The organism is Venatorbacter sp. C2-1, from assembly GCF_022832715.1.
GTDB classification, from domain to species: domain Bacteria; phylum Pseudomonadota; class Gammaproteobacteria; order Pseudomonadales; family Oceanobacteraceae; genus Venatoribacter; species Venatoribacter alkanivorans.
Genome location: NZ_CP094879.1, coordinates 1,864,982 through 1,880,357 on the forward strand (window position 1 = coordinate 1,864,982; position 15,376 = coordinate 1,880,357).

A 15,376-nucleotide genomic window follows, 5' to 3' on the forward strand; every position below is an offset into this window, starting at 1 on the left:
AATTTTATTTGACACCGATGTTTGTATTTTTAAGGTTATTGCTGTGGATTTTTCAGGGTTAACGCTCTTTTCGGTTGCAGTTCAGGCTTGAGCGGCAATCAGAAAAATCCGGGTGAAAAATATCAATAACTAATAATTCACAAACCAGTGCCGTTCCCAGGTCAGCATAACTTTTTCCGGGTATTTTGTGCGGCCAAGGCTGCCGTTGTAGCGTGCTAACGCACGAATCCAGTCGCCTTTTTCTTTATCGAGATAATGTTTGAGGATGGTACAGCCGTAACGCAGGTTGGTGGCAGGGTGCATCAGGTTGTCGTCGGTGCGGCCGATTTCTTTTTTCCAGAATGGCATCACCTGCATATACCCCTGGGCGCCGACGTAAGACAGGGCAAAACGGTCAAAGGCGCTTTCGACCTGAATCACCGATAACACCAGTTCCGGTGATAAACCGGCCCGGCTGGCTTCTTTATGAATCAGGCTGAGTAATTCCAGCCGTTGTTTATCGTTTTTGATATAGCGTTTAAGGCGTGCCGACATATCGACCAGCCAGACCTGAGCATCGTATTTATCTTCAAAGGATTCGCTGCTGTTAACCGCATCTTTTAATGCGTTGCGCAGTTCCGGATCAATACTTTGTGCAGAGCTCTGCGTAGCACTATAGGAGGGCAGGCTGATCAACATCAGAGCCAGCAGAGCGAAAAAAACCAGCGAACGCACAAGGCGTCCACTGGTTTCAGCTGTGAAGTCCCGGTTCGGAGTCTGCACAGAGGTCAGCATTTAACCAATCTGCTGCTTAAGAAAATCAAGGATGTCGGCCAGTGGGATATCCTGAGCTTCGCCATGGCGGCGCGCTTTGTATTCCACATTACCGGCTTCCAGACCACGGTCGCTGATCACGATACGATGTGGCAGGCCCATCAGTTCCATATCGGCGAATTTAACCCCAGGGCTGGTTTTCTTGTCGCGGTCGTCCAGATACACGTCGAAGCCCGCAGTCGTCAGCTGAGCGTACAGCTCATCGGTGGTCTTGGTGACGGCTTCGGATTTCTGGTAAGCCATAGGCACAATACCGATGTTGAACGGTGCAATCGCATCCGGCCAGATAATGCCTTTGTCGTCGTGGTTCTGTTCGATCGCTGAAGCAACAACACGGCTGACACCGATGCCGTAACAACCCATCACCAGCGTACGGTCTTTACCGTTCTCATCCAGCACTTTGGCTTTCATGGCTTCGGAGTACTTGGTGCCGAGCTGGAAAATATGGCCCACTTCGATACCGCGTTTGATTTCCAGCGTACCTTTGCCGCATGGGCTTGGGTCGCCGGCAACCACGTTACGCAGATCACGGACTTCCGGCAGCTCGCAGTCACGTTCCCAGTTAAAGCCGGTCAGGTGGGTGTCAGCGGCATTGGCGCCACAGATAAAGTCGGCCATGTGCGCCGCAGAACGGTCAACATAGCACTTGGCCTGGATGCCCTGCGGGCCGACAAAACCACTGACGCCGCCAATGGCTGCGATTTCAGCTTCAGAAGCAAACTGCAGTGGTGCCGCGACACCGGCAATTTTCTCGGCCTTGATTTCGTTCAGCTCGTGGTCGCCACGCAGAAACAGCACCACCGGAGCCGGTTCGCCCAGCGCGTTTTCTTCGGTGTGTTCACCACGTACAACGATGGCTTTCAGCACCTGAGCCGGGCTGGCTTTGAGGAAGCTGGCAACGTCTTCGATGCTGGTCATCGCCGGCGTGGTAACGCTGGTCAGCGCAGCCGTGGCCGCCGGACGTTCGCCCGCCGGTGCTACGGCTTCGGCCAGTTCGACGTTAGCGGCGTAATCGCTCTCATTGGAGAAGGCAATATCGTCTTCACCGGAAGAAGCCAGTACGTGGAATTCGTGTGAAGACGCACCGCCGATTGAGCCGGTATCGGCCAGAACCGGACGGAAATCCAGACCCAGACGGGTAAAGATGCGCGAGTAGGCTTCGTGCATTTTGTCGTAGGTAATCTGCAGACTGGCTTCGTCGGCATGGAAGGAATAAGCATCCTTCATGATGAATTCACGCGCGCGCATCACACCAAAACGCGGACGGGTTTCGTCGCGGAATTTGGTCTGAATCTGGTACAGGTTAACCGGCAGCTGCTTGTAGCTCGACAGCTGGTTACGGGCCAGATCGGTGATCACTTCTTCGTGGGTCGGGCCGATACAGAAGTCACGGTTGTGGCGGTCTTTTACGCGCAGCAGTTCGCCGCCGTACTGGAACCAGCGCCCGGTTTCTTCCCACAGCTCGGCAGGCTGTACCGCGGGCATCAGCACTTCCTGAGCGCCGGCGCGGTTCATTTCTTCACGCACAATGGCTTCGACCTTGCGCAGGGTGCGCAGACCAAGCGGCATCCAGGTGTACAGGCCGGCGGCCAGTTTGCGGATCATGCCGGAGCGCATCATCAGCTGATGGCTGACGACAACGGCATCGGCCGGGGTTTCTTTTTCGGTTGCAATCAGAAATTCGGTGGCGCGCATAAGCTTTGTCTGGATTCCACATGAGTGAATAGGAGGAGATTGCCGCGATTTTATCGCTTGCGCGCTCCGGCGGCAATTTACCATTTGGCCGGCTTTTGTAATGTGCTCCCCCGGTAGCTGTCTGTTCGTTGCCGGGCTGACATATAAAATTCACCGCAGGGCTCTTGTGCAGTCACTCAGCTATGACATACTCGCGGTCCATTCGTCCGTGTAAAAGGTGATGTCATGGCGGAGGCCGACGATTTGCACAGTGCGGCGCACAATATGCAGGCAAAGCAGGTTACAGCTTCTGCTGAAGCACCGGTATCTGAAGCCTGCCTGCGTAATCAACAACCCATTGCCGATATGCTGGAACGGGAGCTGCCACCGCACTCTGTTGTGTTGGAAATTGGCAGCGGTACCGGTCAGCATGCTGCCTTTATCAGCCGCCGTTTGCCGGGTATTAAATGGCAACCGTCTGAGCTTGCTGACCGTATTGCCGGTATCAATGCCTGGCGCGAACGCGCGCAGAACAGTAATTTTCTGCCGCCTCTGGTGCTGGATGTGGCGCAGGACCTGTGGCCGGTTAAACAGGTGGATGCGGTATTCAGCGCCAACGTGGTGCATTTTATCGGCTGGCCTAAAGTACGTGCCATGATGGCGGGTATCGGCCGGGTGCTGAAGCATACCGGTCTGGCATTTTTTTACGGCCCGTTTAATTACGGCGGTCAGTTTACCAGTGACGGTAACCGCCTTCTGGATCAGTGGCTGCGTGAGCGTGATCCGGACTCGGGCATTAAAGACTTTGAACAAATCGTGCTGGCGGCGCGTAAAGAAAAACTGCGTCTGCTGAAAGATATCGCCATGCCCGCTAATAACCGTCTGCTGGTGCTGCAAAAATATGTCTGATACATCGTCTTCTGCTGTAAAAGCACTCACTCCCTGCGCCTGGGCGAAAGGGGATGATTATCTTGAATATCACAACAAGGAATGGGGCATCCCTAATTACGACCGGCAGAAATTGTTTGAAAAACTCTGCCTTGAAGGTCAGCAGGCGGGTTTAAGCTGGATTACCGTATTGCGTAAGCGCGACCATTACCGCCAATGTTTTTACGGCTTTAATCCGCAAAAAATCGCCCGCATGACGGATGAGCAGATTGAGACATTACTGACCGATGCCGGACTGATCCGTAACCGCTTAAAACTGTATGGCATCCGCAAAAATGCTCTGGCCTTGCTGGCGCTGGAAAAACAGGGTATCGATTTTGTTGAATTGCTCTGGAGTTTTGTCGGCGGCGAGCCTGTGATTAACCGTTTTGCCAGTATGAAAGAGGTTCCGGCCGAGACGGCTGCCGCCAAAGCCATGAGTAAAGCGCTGAAAAAAGCCGGTTTTACCTTTGTTGGCCCGACCATCTGTTATGCCTTTATGCAGAGTATGGGGCTGGTGAACGACCATATGACCGATTGTCCCTGTCACCCGGATAACCAGGCCTGAGACGGCTTTATACCCCCGGTGCAGCCTGGCCTCCGCCGATAGCTGAACTGCACCGGTATAACATAAAAAGGAATCCTGAATTTATGACTGTCAGCAGATTAATGGCCCTGTCGTTGTCTTTCGCCCTGTTATTGTCTTTTACCGCACAGACCGGTGCGCAGGATGGCAGCACTGACGATGCTGTATTTGTGTATCTGGACGAAGTCGGCGGCCCGTATTTTGATGAATGGTATCTGCACGGCGATATCGCCCGGCCGGAACGGCTGACACTGCAGCGCAGCGGTAAATCCGGCGAATTGTCGGTTCCTGTGACGGTCGACTGTCACGCCGCAACGGTGGACGTCAGCGGGCCGGGGCTGGTGTTTGAAAGTATGGATATCAGCGCCGGTGAGGCGCAGGAATATATTATTGCGCCCCTCGCTGAAGCGGTTATTCAGAAAGTCTGTCCTTAATCTGCCGTTTATTCGCAGTGCTCATAAGTCGTGCCCGTAAGTGGTGCTCATAAATAGCGCTTAAAAATGGCGCTCAGGCGCCACCATAATCCCCGTTTTATCTGTTTTATTTTTCTGTCAGCAACCGCGCTTATCAGTGCTCAGCGGTTTGACGAACCGGCTGATATGAACCAGTTTTTATAACAGGTTGTATTTTCAGATGGGTAAAGGAGCAGACCTTTGATACTCAGCAGTGATGAAACCGAAATGCTGGTGCGCCTACTGACGGCGCTGGCGGCGGGAGTTCTGATTGGTTACGAACGTTCTTACAGTGGCCGGCCGGCGGGCTTCCGTACTCATGGTCTGGTCAGTCTGGCGTCCTGTATGCTGATGCTGGTCACCGTTTATGAAGCACACTGGCTGCGCACATCGGTTGATTTAATCCGTCTTGATCCGACCCGTATGGCGCAGGGCATTATGACCGGCATTGGTTTTTTAGGTGCCGGTGTGATTATGAAAGACGGCATTTCGGTACGTGGTTTAACCACGGCGGCGTCTATCTGGATTACCGCGACCATCGGCATTCTTGCCGGTATCGGTTTTTATGTACCGATGCTTATCTCCATCGTTCTTACGCTGGGTACGCTGTCATTATTCCGCTGGCTGGAAGCCTTTATGCCCAGTCAGGCCTATTATCATTTTGATGTTAAGGTCGCGCGTACATCGGATATGACGGAAGCAACATTGCGTGCGCTGCTGAAAGAACATGGCTTCAGCATTGCCAATTTCAGCTACCGGCTGGATGGTGAAGAACAGATGCGGCGCCACGGTATGGTGTTGCGTACCTCAGACCGCAGCAGTGTTGGCCGCTTATTCACCACACTGGAAACACTGGATTCGATCCAGCAGTTCCGTATTACACCAACCGGTGACTGAAAGTCACCGCCATCAGTCGAGCCGCTTTTTAAAGCGTAATGCCGCGAATACCAAACCTCCCAGAGTGAAGGCTGCGAGCCACTGGGCATCGCGCTGTAAATCCCAGAGCAGGGCATCGCGTAAGACAATTCCCCGTACCATGCGCATAAAATGCGTGGCCGGCAGCGCTTCAGAAATTACCTGTGCCGGCTGCGGCATGGCCTCGTAGGGGAACATAAAGCCCGATAATAAAATCGATGGCATTAAAATAAATACCGTCATCTGCATCGCCTGCAGCTGGGTTTTGGCAATGGTTGAAATAACCAGTCCCAGAGTCAGACTGGCGAAAATAAACAGCAGTGCAGCCACCAGTAAGGTCAGTAAACCACCCCGTACCGGCACCGAAAAAAGCAGGTGTCCGATGCCTAAGATAATGCCGACCTGAATTAAACCAACCAGTACATAAGGCACGATTTTACCGATCATTAATTCCATCGGTTTTACCGGTGTGGCAATCAGAAATTCCATATTGCCCTGTTCGCGTTCGCGCACGATAGCGGCGGAGGTAAACATAATCATGGTCATGGTCAGAATAATGGCCAGCAGACCAGGCACAATATTGACTACGCTGCGCTGCTGTGGATTAAAAAACTGCACCACTTCAAAGGTGGGGACGTTATCTTTTAATGCCCGCCCGGCCAGAGTATCCAGCGGCAGCTGACGCAGACTGCGGATGCTGGCGGCAATCACGGTATCACCGCCATCAACCAGCCACTGGCCAACAGGCTGAAGGGTTTGGCTGTTACTGCGGCCGCTGTCGCGGTTAAAGGCCGGATGCACACTCAGGCGCTGACCGAGATTGGCGGGCAGGTAAAGCACGGCTTTAACATCACCGCGGACAATGGCTTGTTCTGCTTCCTGGGCTGAGGCGTAGACCCGTACAAAGTCGACGGTCTGACTGGCCTCGGTAATGGCAATGAGTTCGCGGCTGTAAGACGACTGACTCAGGTCGACCAGTCCGGCCGGTATATGGCGCACATCGGTGTTGATGGCGTAGCCAAACAGCAGCAGCTGTACCAGTGGAATCATCACAATCATGCCAAAGGTCATGCGGTCGCGTGCCAGCTGGCGGATTTCTTTAACCACTATGGCGGCTACACGGCGCCAGGTGGCCAGCAGCGGATTGTGTTGTATACGCAGCTCAGACATGGCGTTCTCCCTGCTCAGCAGCCGGACTGATGACGGATGCGGGGGGCGCCGAGTGCTGACCGGTGCAGGCAACAAACACATCTTCCAGACTGGGGCGTACCGCTTCGATACGGCGGCCATTGACCTGAGCCTGCAGCCACTGTTGTGGTTGTTCGGTCTGATCGCGTACCAGTACCCGCAGGCGGGTGCCCAGCTGCGCGGCTGACAGCACCTGCGGGCATTGCACCAGCTGGCTTTTCAGGGTACGCAGATCGTTGCCTTCCACTTCCAGCACATGCGCGCCCATGGTGGCCATTAATTCAGCCGGTGATCCGTCGGCGCGTTTAACACCGTTTTCCAGAATGGCCAGTGCATGGCAGCGTTCGGCCTCATCCATATAGTGGGTGGAGACCAGAATGGTGGTGCCGGCGTTACACAGGTCGAACAGCCGCTCCCAGAATTCACGGCGGTTTTCCGGATCGACCGCCGAGGTTGGTTCATCCAGAAACAGCAGATCCGGGTGATGCAGGGTGGCAGCTGCCAGTGCCAGCCGTTGTTTCTGACCGCCACTGAGTGAGCCGGCCAGCTGCGTCTGGCGCTTATCCAGTGCATACAGGGCGAGTAATTCGTTGACCCGCTCACGGCTCTGACGGCTGTTAAAGCCGTAAATCTGCGCAACAAAACTGAGGTTCTCGCGGATGCTGAGGTTGTCGTACAGCGAGAATTTCTGCGTCATATAGCCAATGCGCAGGCGCAGGGCTTCGGCTTCTTCCGGCAGGCGCTGGCCCAGTACTTCCAGCTCACCGGAAGTGGGGGTCAGCAAGCCGGTTAGCATGCGGATCGAGGTGGATTTACCGCAGCCGTTGGGGCCTAAAAAACCGTAAATAGTCCCGCGCGGAATCTGCAGGTCGAGATGATCGACCGCGATATTGTTACCAAAGCAGCGGGTCATTTTATGTACGTTAATCGCCAGATCGCTCATGGTTTGCTTCCCTGTGCTGAAGCGTCGCCTGGCAGTAAAACCTCAACCGCCAAACCGCTGGCGAGCCCGGCGGGCATATCGTTCAGTACGATTTCCGTCAGATGCATCAGTCGTGCGCGGTCGCGTTCATTCAGGGCGAAATACGGGGTATAGGCGGGCTGCGCACGGACATTCCGCACCCGGCCATGCAGAGTTTGCGGCAGGCCTTCGACCCGCACCTCGACCTCTGTGCCGACACTCAGCGCGGCGATCTTGCTTTGCGGTACATACACCCGCACATAGGGTTCGGCATTGGCCAGTAAGGTCAGCAGGGGCGTACCGGCGTTCACCCGTGAGCCGGCTTCGGCGGCTATCAGATCAATACGTGCTGCTCGCGGTGCGCGCAAGGTTAAGTCATCCAGATTCTTCTGTTCACCGGCCAGACGGGCTTCGGCGGCTCTGAGTGCAGCCTGGGCCTGACGGATTTTTTCCGGCCGGGTACCGTTGGTTAACTGACGCAGTTGTTCTTCCGCCTGATCGAGGCGGGCAGCAGCGGCATCGTGCTGGGCGATGGCGTTGTCGAGTTCGGCCTGACCAATCATCTGTTGCTTAAACAGTGTGCGGTTACGGCTCAGGCGCTGGCTGGCTTCGGTCAGATTGGCGCGCGCTGCTTCAGCTGCTGCTGCTGCGGCGGCGCGTTCTTCGCGGCGGGCACCGGCCAGTAATTCATCCAGCGTGGCGCGGGCACTGTCGAGTTCGGCCTGACGCTGCTGCAGACGGCTTTCTGCCAGTGTGTTGTCGAGGGTCAGCAGGATATCGCCGGGCTGAACGCTCTGGCCTTCAGTCACGTTCAGGGTGCGGATGACTTCGCTGACCGGGGCGCTCAGGCTGATACGGTCGCGTTCCAGAGTGCCCAGAGCAACGGATGAACCGTCGCTGCCGCAGGCGCACAGCAACAGGTAAAAGGGGGTAAGCCATAGCGTTTTCATTTCAGGTTCTCCCCGCTGGTGTTCTGATCGGCAGCGGATTCTGGCGGTGTGAATACGCCCTGGCTGAACAGGCGGCTGTTATGACCGGCCAGTGCTGCCAGAGTGTCGGGGTTAATGCTGACGCCTAAGCGGCGCAAAATTAAAGGGGGCGCGACCAGCGGGAATACCATCAGGCTGATAAACGACAGCCGCGCAAACTGTGGATTAACACTCTGATCAAACTGACCGGGCAGCAGCAGAGCCTGTTTCAGCCAGCTGTCGGACGCCTGAACAACATCGGCGAAGACGCGGCTTAAAATGGCAAAAGGTTCCAGATCATCGCCTTCATTCAGAATGCGGAACACCAGCCGCGGCAGATGCGGATGGCGTCCCATAATCCGGTAATAGGTCTGCATCAGGTGCTCGGCCTGCTGTTGCGCTGCAGGGGGCTGGCCTGCTGTCGTCGTGTCAGCTCCGGCCTTACGCAGAGCATCCAGCACCGGTGCCAGAGTTTCGCGCATCATCGCCTCAAACAGGCCGGCCTTGCCGCCAAAGTAGTAACGCACCAGTGCGGCATCGACTCCGGCATAACGGGCGACTTCGCGCAGGGTCACGGTGCGGTAGGGACGGTTGGCAAAGAGTTCACGGGCGGTTTCCAGTAAAGCCTCACGGGCATCGGAATCGCCCAGCGGGCGGCCACGGCGTGTTTTTTTAGCATCGACTGTTGCAGCCTTGGGTGCTGCATCCGGACCTTTGCTGTGGGTGTTCTCTGAAGGGGGCTGTTCCATGCTGATCGCCTGTTTCATCACTTGATGAATATCCTAGGGCAGAGTCATCAGGATTGGCAGCGGAATAATTCTGCGGATAGCAGCGGTTGATGAATTATTTCGGAAACATAAATACTTAAGTTATGACGGTGGTGATGATCGTGAGCAATCTATGCGCCTGGGGCTGGGACGGCAGAAGATTAGCTTGGTAATGTAACCGGATTCGGGCTCGGTAACTCGTTGACTGGTATTGATTATTATGACCTTGTATCCGGCCCTTATGCGGTGACCTCGGTGGGTAATGTTCTGGAGCGTATTGCCTATGTCGGTGATTTTGCTCAACTCACGGAGTATGGCACGTTACAGGCCTTTGCCGATAAAACCCAGTCGCAGACCCAAGCCTGGCATTATCTGCATCGTGATCACCTGGAATCAATCGAAGCCATTATTGATGAGAATGGCCTGCTTGCTCTGACATAGGGAGTGTCACAGTACTTCAGTTATGACGCATTTGGTCAGCCAAGAATCCTTTTAGGAGATGTTACAAACAGAGGCTTTACTGACCATGAGCATCTGAGTGAGTCTGGTCTGATCCATATGAATGGTCGTGTCTACGACCCGTTGGTCAGTCGCTTTCTGAGCGCTGATCCCATTGTACAGGCGCCGGAGTTTAGTCAGAGTTATAACCGCTATTCTTATGTATGGAATAGTCCTTTGAGCTTGGTTGATTTAAGTGGGTATGAGGCTAGAGCATATATAAGTGATGGAGTGAGGACAATTGAGTGCGATTTTAACATCCAATTGATGGATGATATTACTGTTGAGGAACGGGGAAAATATTTATTATCTGCAGCAGATATACTTTCTCAAAAGGACGTTAAATTTATTATTAAAGATGATGCTTCTGCAAAAATTAACTTGATCCTCAGGCGTACTTCTTGGCTTGTTGAGCTTTCCAATGGGAAAACGATTACTGTTGGGGGGAATGCAGGTATCATAGCAGAAACTCAGAAAGGCCCAAACATAGAAGCTTGTCTTAATGCAAGATCTATTGCTCATGAAATTGCGCATAGGACCGGCTTACCTCATCTTTGGGATTATGAGCGATTAGTTTCTAATGATGAAAATAATATAAACAACCTTATGAACACGTATCTAAATATAATAAAGCCATTGCGTAGTACGTCGGGCTGGGATCTTACGCCAGAGCAGTCGGATTTTATGTACAACGTAGTTCTATATCAACAATCGCCTGAGGAATGATGGTATGAGAAAACGTTGGTGTCTCACGATTATTATGCTGGCTATATTTGTCAGCTCGTGTCATCACGGAAACTTGAAAAGTGGACGTTATATGTCTGCTTATGTTGATTCAGAAATTACGGATGTAGAGATTCTGGCTGTCTTTGAAGAAGATCTTGATAGAGTTGTAACTGAAGGGGTTCATTCGGTCTTTATTGACCCGAAAATGAGAGGTAAGATTTTATTTGGTAACGGTAAATGTGCACATGTTGATGAAGACCCTTACTTAGATGTTGGCTTGTTTGGCGGAGTTTGGCTTCGAGTAGATTTTTACGAAAAGCATTTTTCGTTTGCATATGATGGTTATAGTTATGAGATTGAGTTTGAACGGGGGTATCGATATGTATTTATTAGTTATGATGCCGCTGCGGCGAGTGTATATGTAGAGAATTCTAAGTATCCTTTGGTGATGTATTTGGAGTGACTTTCTCAAGACTGGATTATGATAAGTGCGGTAGTTTTCATTGTAATGAAAAATAAGGGGTGGCTTTTTACTGTACGTTTATGGTGTTGGTGTTGTGAAATTAGTAATAGATTTATAAAATTCTAAGTGTTTTATTCTGCAAGCTAACAGGGTTGGATGTTTATAATCGGTATGAGGGAAAAGCAAGGCAGATACCTGTTGTTTTTCTGAGCTTGCAGAACTCAGTTCTTGAAGGTTATACCGATTTAACTCTTCGGGAAATGCCTTCATCCGGTAGATTTTAAGCGCTTTTCGGTTGCTTTTCTGGCGGCACAGCGTGTTTTTTAGCATCGGCTGTTGCAGCCTTGGGTGCTGCATCCGGACCTTTGCTGTGGGTGTTCTCTGAAGGGGACTGTTCCATGCTGATCGCCTTTTTTCATCACTTGATGAATATCCTGGGGCAGAGTCATCAGGATTGGCAGCGGAATAATTCTGCGGATGGCGGCGGTTGATGAATTAAGGGTGCTTACCCAAGCGTTGTTGTTAGTTTGTGGTTTATTGACTAAGTACTCAGCGCAATACAGACTGGCTGCCAACATAACAGGGATATAGGTTGCGCTGATAGCCGTCTGAACGGTTTATCTGAGCGTGGATGCAATAACAGGATTGGGGCCTTTACGGTGCGACAGATAATTTTACGGGCGTATTCAGCCATCAAATTCTCACGTAGATTTTTGTTTAAAAGTGCGAGTGGTGGTCTTTTCTGTTGTCTGCTTGCAATGCCGTCTGTTGATGCCGGAGCTGATTTGCTAACGACTGGTTTGCAAACCGTTGACCTTGTTAAGGTCGACAAGTCGGAAAGGAAAATGTATCTGCTTTCGGGTGGTAAAATCGTTAAAGAATACCGTGTGGCTCTGGGAGAAAACCCGCAAGGTCATAAGCAGCAGGAAGGTGATGAAAGAACCCCTGAGGGTGATTACACGCTCGATTATAAAAAAGAAGATTCTGCTTATTATCGGGCTATGCACATTAGCTATCCGAACGCCGTAGATGTTGCTGAAGCCGAGAAAAAAGGTATCGCTCCGGGTGGTTTTATCATGGTGCACGGTCAGCGTAACGGACTGGGATGGCTTGCACCGCTTGTGCAGTATTTCAACTGGACAAACGGCTGTATCGCACTTACCGATGCAGAAATGGATGAATTTATGAATCTTGTCAGTATCGGAACAACAATACGGATTGAGTGGTAAATCATTGTGTATACAGAACGGGCAACACAGGCGGACTATCCGCGACTGATAGAACTATGGGAAGCATCGGTGCGGGCAACGCATGATTTTTTAGCCGAGCAGGATCTGGTTGAGTTAAAACCACTGATTCTGGAGCAGTATTTTGCTGCGGTTGAATTGACGGTGGCAAAAGATACTGATGCTCAGATTCTGGGATTTATCGGCGTCAGTGAGGGCAATATTGAAATGCTGTTTATTGCACCAGAATCCAGGGGGCTGGGCGTGGGGAAGCTGCTTACCTGTTATGCCATCAATTGTCAGCAGGCTACCAGAGTGGATGTGAACGAACAGAATGAGCAGGCGCTGGGGTTTTATCAGCATCTGGGTTTTTCGGTTGTCGGACGCTCGCCGCAGGACGGACAGGGGAAACCTTACCCGCTGTTGCATATGGAGCTGACAGCCGTTTAACGGACGGAAACATAAGATAAGGACATTGCTATGAGTGAACCGGTCATGTGGGTTCGTAATCTTTATACTGGCGCCGGTGGTGGTGCGTATTCCGGCCCCGGCGGAGGCATGTATCGCGGTCCCGGAGGGGGCGCATCTGTCGGTCCAGGCGGTGGCCTGTACCGCGGACCGGGCGGCGGGGCTTATAAAGGTCCTGGTGGTGGATTGTATACCGGCCCCGGCGGTGGTGCTTATGCTGGCCCCGGGGGCGGTTTATATACGGGACCTGGCGGTGGTTTATACACTGGCCCGGGCGGTGGACTCTATACCGGTCCGGGCGGTGGACTGTACACCGGCGCAGACCCAAATCCATTTATGGCTAACTTTCCTCCATGGCCTGTTTTTGCCCGTGAGCTCAGGGCAATGGGTAAATACCGGGAGGCGGACTTAATTGAAAAAACACTGCGGCGTACGGGTGGAAGGTAAGCAGATGATAACGTGGCCTGTACGATATGCAGCTCAATTGTTTTACTATTTCCGCTCTGGTTTTGAAGAGAGCCAAATAACTTTCGACGTTTATCAGGATTTTTTTGTTGGCAGGGGGCGGGTTTGATTGATATCTGATTCCCCCAAGCCTTATCAGGCTGTCAGTATTTTTCTGAGAGCCTGGCAGTATGAGATCCGGTAATTCATAAAGCCCATTAATACATCATTTAGTATCTTTTTAGTACGCTAAGCTCATCAAGCACCGTAACACTTCCACACTTACGTCCCAGATATTCTAGTTCACTGTTTGTATAACTACGCGGAAAGGTATTAATGAAAACAAACTTACCATCAATGAGTGTAACAACATCAGCCCCCTTTGCGGATGATGATACATCCCCTCTAAAACTTATCGTTCCTTTGACACTTTCACAGGAATAAAAGAGAAGATTTAGGCTACCATAGAAGGCCAAAGCCACGTATAGAGATAGAAAGGCAAAAAAACCATACCCAACAAACATCTTCGTAAGGGAGTAAGACTTCAAATAAGGCGTAACTGCAACACAGGAAAATATACAAAAAAAGACCGCAGAAGCTAACAAGCCCTAAACATTAGCGGTTATATAATCTTCACAAAACCAGCAAATAATTATTAAAACACAGAGAGCGTTCATGTATACCACTGAAACACTTTTCATTCAAAAACCACCAATACTTATGTCGCTCGTGCCAGTATCATCTAATGAAGTCATATTAAAATTCAGCTCCTCTGAAGGTCTGTAATCAGCCTGATCTTTAAGCGCCTCCTGTATGCTCTTTATAAGCTTTGATGTGAAGCACTATGTGTTTGAATAGTATAGTGGTCAAATAAATCTGGCCAGCCTTCTTTATGGGCATTACTGTCCTTTTGGTGTTTGCAACTTGCGTTGTTTCCGCAATCGTAGAACTCAGTTCTCAAGGGTGGATTTTCCGGCACCTGAGCTGAATACCGATATGGTCTACTAGCAGTTGAGTCAATGCGAGTTTAAATTCGCGGCTGAGCTGTCTTCGGTTTCGCGCTAGCTGTACGTTTTTGGGAGAATGTCACCCATCGTCAGGTTGCCAAATAAATTAGGCCATTACCCAGAAAGAGAAACCGTCAGATATAGTCAATCATAATCCGGCTCCACATATCCTCCGCTAACAATGCAATCTTCTCGTTGTCCGTAGGAAAGGCTGGTCCCTCTCTGAAGGCGCCGCCAAATTTTCTCTCCAGCTCTGTTTTGTTGTGCAGGATGGCGCTCTTCAGCAAGAGATGTATCTGTGCTTTAAGCTGGTCTTTTGCCGGAATTTCATACCAGCTGATATTCTCCGTTTCGTAAAAACGGACAATGCTGTACGCACGATAGGCTTTGCCTTTGGTTTTAAAATCGCAAGTCAGGCGGAATTGTATTTCAACATTTTTGCCATCGTCATCGGGCAGATCACAGATCACAAAGGCCATCTCGCCTTTGATGGCGGGTGACGAGCGCGCAGGCAATGATTCGGTGGTGATGCTGCAATCAGACGGTTGTACATAGGCTTTATTGCCCAGAGAAAGAGCAATATTGTTGGTCTCACGACAGTCGTAATCGTTGACACATACTTTATTGCCAGCGCGCTGGACAAAGCGGTCACAGGCACTCGGGGCGTCATCAGGGAAGGTGCTGCTGTCGCAGGCTCTGTTCAGTACCTGCCACTGCTGACCAAGGTAAATCGCCTGATGCTGATGCAGATTGCTGTTACGCAGGGAAAAACTCTTGCTGGCGAGTGCTTCTGCTTCGGTGGGAAAAGCATCGGATATAAAATGTTCCTGGTTAAAACAGTAACTGGCAATAAAAGCCTGCTCATGCTCATCGAAGGTAATCACTGCATGCCCGATATCAATGGCGTCAAAGACAAAGAAATGCTGCCGCCAGCCAGCGCTGTTGCTGAATGTTGATGGGGTATTGTTGCGGCTCAGCAGCGTGTTGCTCCAGCGTTGCAGGGTATCTTCCAGTGATGTCCTGATATCGGGTGTAACGTCCATATTCCGGCTCGGTGATGACTTGGCCCGCCAGTATAACGTCCGCCAATGGGGTTATGAATAGGGAACATAATAAGGAGGGGCGGGAGAACGCGGCAGGAAGGACAGTTTTCTTATGACTGGCAGGGCTGAGCAGAGGGTTCCTCAGGAGTACTTCAAAAAGCAAACAAGACTCCGCGCCTAAAAACTGGATAATAGCGCTCATTCTGATCCGGGCAGGCTGAACGCCCGGTTGCAACCCGCTTATTCTGGT

16 protein-coding genes and 1 pseudogene are annotated in these 15,376 nt (G+C 51.6%); 10 read left to right on the top strand and 7 right to left on the bottom strand.

Going from position 1 to position 15,376, the window contains the following annotated elements:
• Positions 1–129: 129 nt before the first annotated feature.
• Both MT343_RS08270 and MT343_RS08275 read right to left on the bottom strand, forming a co-directional pair.
• Positions 130–678, bottom strand: coding sequence for a lytic transglycosylase domain-containing protein (locus MT343_RS08270; protein ID WP_225692020.1), 549 nt, complete (start codon positions 676–678; stop codon positions 130–132).
• Positions 679–774: 96 nt separating this feature from the next.
• Positions 775–2,508 carry a proline--tRNA ligase gene (locus MT343_RS08275; RefSeq protein WP_145468972.1) on the bottom strand — a complete coding sequence of 578 codons (1,734 nt, stop codon included), beginning with the start codon at positions 2,506–2,508 and terminating at the stop codon, positions 775–777.
• 225 nt (positions 2,509–2,733) lie between these two features.
• Here MT343_RS08275 and MT343_RS08280 point away from each other — a divergent pair, with 225 nt between their 5' ends.
• The 4 genes from MT343_RS08280 (at position 2,734) to MT343_RS08295 (ending at position 5,349) form a co-directional block, all read left to right on the top strand.
• The gene (locus tag MT343_RS08280; protein ID WP_222428549.1) at positions 2,734–3,396 is read left to right on the top strand and encodes a DUF938 domain-containing protein; all 663 of its coding nucleotides are present in this window, start codon (positions 2,734–2,736) and stop codon (positions 3,394–3,396) included.
• A complete protein-coding gene (locus tag MT343_RS08285; RefSeq protein ID WP_145468971.1) occupies positions 3,389–3,982 on the top strand; it encodes a DNA-3-methyladenine glycosylase I in 594 nt (197 codons plus the stop codon). The genes MT343_RS08280 and MT343_RS08285 overlap by 8 nt, the downstream gene beginning before the upstream one ends.
• A gap of 83 nt (positions 3,983–4,065) precedes the next feature.
• On the top strand, positions 4,066–4,434 hold the full coding sequence (locus MT343_RS08290) for a hypothetical protein (protein WP_145468970.1): 369 nt from the start codon (positions 4,066–4,068) through the stop codon (positions 4,432–4,434).
• A 219-nt stretch (positions 4,435–4,653) separates the two neighbouring features.
• Positions 4,654–5,349, top strand: coding sequence for an MgtC/SapB family protein (locus MT343_RS08295; RefSeq protein ID WP_225691923.1), 696 nt, complete (start codon positions 4,654–4,656; stop codon positions 5,347–5,349).
• Positions 5,350–5,361: 12 nt separating this feature from the next.
• On the opposite strand, the gene MT343_RS08300 is transcribed toward MT343_RS08295, so the two are convergent.
• The 4 genes from MT343_RS08300 to MT343_RS08315 are packed head-to-tail and all read right to left on the bottom strand — an operon-like array spanning position 5,362 to position 9,233.
• Positions 5,362–6,537 carry an ABC transporter permease gene (locus MT343_RS08300; RefSeq protein ID WP_145468969.1) on the bottom strand — a complete coding sequence of 392 codons (1,176 nt, stop codon included), beginning with the start codon at positions 6,535–6,537 and terminating at the stop codon, positions 5,362–5,364.
• Positions 6,530–7,498: an ABC transporter ATP-binding protein gene (locus tag MT343_RS08305; RefSeq protein WP_145468968.1), complete on the bottom strand. Its 969-nt coding sequence runs from the start codon at positions 7,496–7,498 to the stop codon at positions 6,530–6,532. The genes MT343_RS08300 and MT343_RS08305 overlap by 8 nt, the downstream gene beginning before the upstream one ends.
• The gene (locus MT343_RS08310; protein ID WP_145468967.1) at positions 7,495–8,466 is read right to left on the bottom strand and encodes an HlyD family secretion protein; all 972 of its coding nucleotides are present in this window, start codon (positions 8,464–8,466) and stop codon (positions 7,495–7,497) included. Before MT343_RS08310 ends, MT343_RS08305 begins: the two co-directional genes overlap by 4 nt.
• Positions 8,463–9,233 carry a TetR/AcrR family transcriptional regulator gene (locus MT343_RS08315; RefSeq protein ID WP_145468966.1) on the bottom strand — a complete coding sequence of 257 codons (771 nt, stop codon included), beginning with the start codon at positions 9,231–9,233 and terminating at the stop codon, positions 8,463–8,465. The genes MT343_RS08310 and MT343_RS08315 overlap by 4 nt, the downstream gene beginning before the upstream one ends.
• 219 nt (positions 9,234–9,452) lie before the next feature.
• Here MT343_RS08315 and MT343_RS08320 point away from each other — a divergent pair, with 219 nt between their 5' ends.
• The 6 genes and pseudogenes from MT343_RS08320 (at position 9,453) to MT343_RS08340 (ending at position 12,614) form a co-directional block, all read left to right on the top strand.
• A complete protein-coding gene (locus MT343_RS08320; protein WP_145468965.1) occupies positions 9,453–9,692 on the top strand; it encodes a hypothetical protein in 240 nt (79 codons plus the stop codon).
• 3 nt (positions 9,693–9,695) lie between these two features.
• Positions 9,696–9,890 (top strand): annotated as a pseudogene (locus MT343_RS19660) (RHS repeat domain-containing protein); the annotation flags it as partial.
• A 36-nt stretch (positions 9,891–9,926) separates the two neighbouring features.
• Positions 9,927–10,475, top strand: coding sequence for a hypothetical protein (locus MT343_RS08325; RefSeq protein WP_243989488.1), 549 nt, complete (start codon positions 9,927–9,929; stop codon positions 10,473–10,475).
• A gap of 4 nt (positions 10,476–10,479) precedes the next feature.
• Entirely contained in the window at positions 10,480–10,938 is a 459-nt protein-coding gene (locus tag MT343_RS08330) for a hypothetical protein (protein WP_145468963.1), read from the top strand.
• A 659-nt stretch (positions 10,939–11,597) separates the two neighbouring features.
• Positions 11,598–12,167 (top strand): L,D-transpeptidase family protein, encoded by a 570-nt coding sequence (locus tag MT343_RS08335; protein ID WP_243989489.1) that lies wholly within the window; start codon positions 11,598–11,600, stop codon positions 12,165–12,167.
• A 6-nt stretch (positions 12,168–12,173) separates the two neighbouring features.
• A complete protein-coding gene (locus tag MT343_RS08340) occupies positions 12,174–12,614 on the top strand; it encodes an acetyltransferase (protein WP_145468962.1) in 441 nt (146 codons plus the stop codon).
• Positions 12,615–14,217: 1,603 nt separating this feature from the next.
• Here the strand turns inward: MT343_RS08340 and MT343_RS08345 are convergent.
• Positions 14,218–15,126 (bottom strand): hypothetical protein, encoded by a 909-nt coding sequence (locus tag MT343_RS08345; RefSeq protein ID WP_145468960.1) that lies wholly within the window; start codon positions 15,124–15,126, stop codon positions 14,218–14,220.
• Positions 15,127–15,376: the final 250 nt, after the last annotated feature.

Excerpts from the sequence above, each read along its gene's own strand:
- MT343_RS08270 (WP_225692020.1), bottom strand. The coding sequence starts at position 678 with ATGTTGATCAGCCTGCCCTCCTATAGTGCTACGCAGAGCTCTGCACAA.
- MT343_RS08275 (WP_145468972.1), bottom strand. The coding sequence starts at position 2,508 with ATGCGCGCCACCGAATTTCTGATTGCAACCGAAAAAGAAACCCCGGCC.
- MT343_RS08285 (WP_145468971.1), top strand. The coding sequence starts at position 3,389 with ATGTCTGATACATCGTCTTCTGCTGTAAAAGCACTCACTCCCTGCGCC.
- MT343_RS08315 (WP_145468966.1), bottom strand. The coding sequence starts at position 9,233 with ATGGAACAGCCCCCTTCAGAGAACACCCACAGCAAAGGTCCGGATGCA.
- MT343_RS08345 (WP_145468960.1), bottom strand. The coding sequence starts at position 15,126 with ATGGACGTTACACCCGATATCAGGACATCACTGGAAGATACCCTGCAA.
- MT343_RS08305 (WP_145468968.1), bottom strand. The coding sequence starts at position 7,498 with ATGAGCGATCTGGCGATTAACGTACATAAAATGACCCGCTGCTTTGGT.
- MT343_RS08300 (WP_145468969.1), bottom strand. The coding sequence starts at position 6,537 with ATGTCTGAGCTGCGTATACAACACAATCCGCTGCTGGCCACCTGGCGC.
- MT343_RS08310 (WP_145468967.1), bottom strand. The coding sequence starts at position 8,466 with ATGAAAACGCTATGGCTTACCCCCTTTTACCTGTTGCTGTGCGCCTGC.
- MT343_RS08290 (WP_145468970.1), top strand. The coding sequence starts at position 4,066 with ATGACTGTCAGCAGATTAATGGCCCTGTCGTTGTCTTTCGCCCTGTTA.
- MT343_RS08280 (WP_222428549.1), top strand. The coding sequence starts at position 2,734 with ATGGCGGAGGCCGACGATTTGCACAGTGCGGCGCACAATATGCAGGCA.
- MT343_RS08330 (WP_145468963.1), top strand. The coding sequence starts at position 10,480 with ATGAGAAAACGTTGGTGTCTCACGATTATTATGCTGGCTATATTTGTC.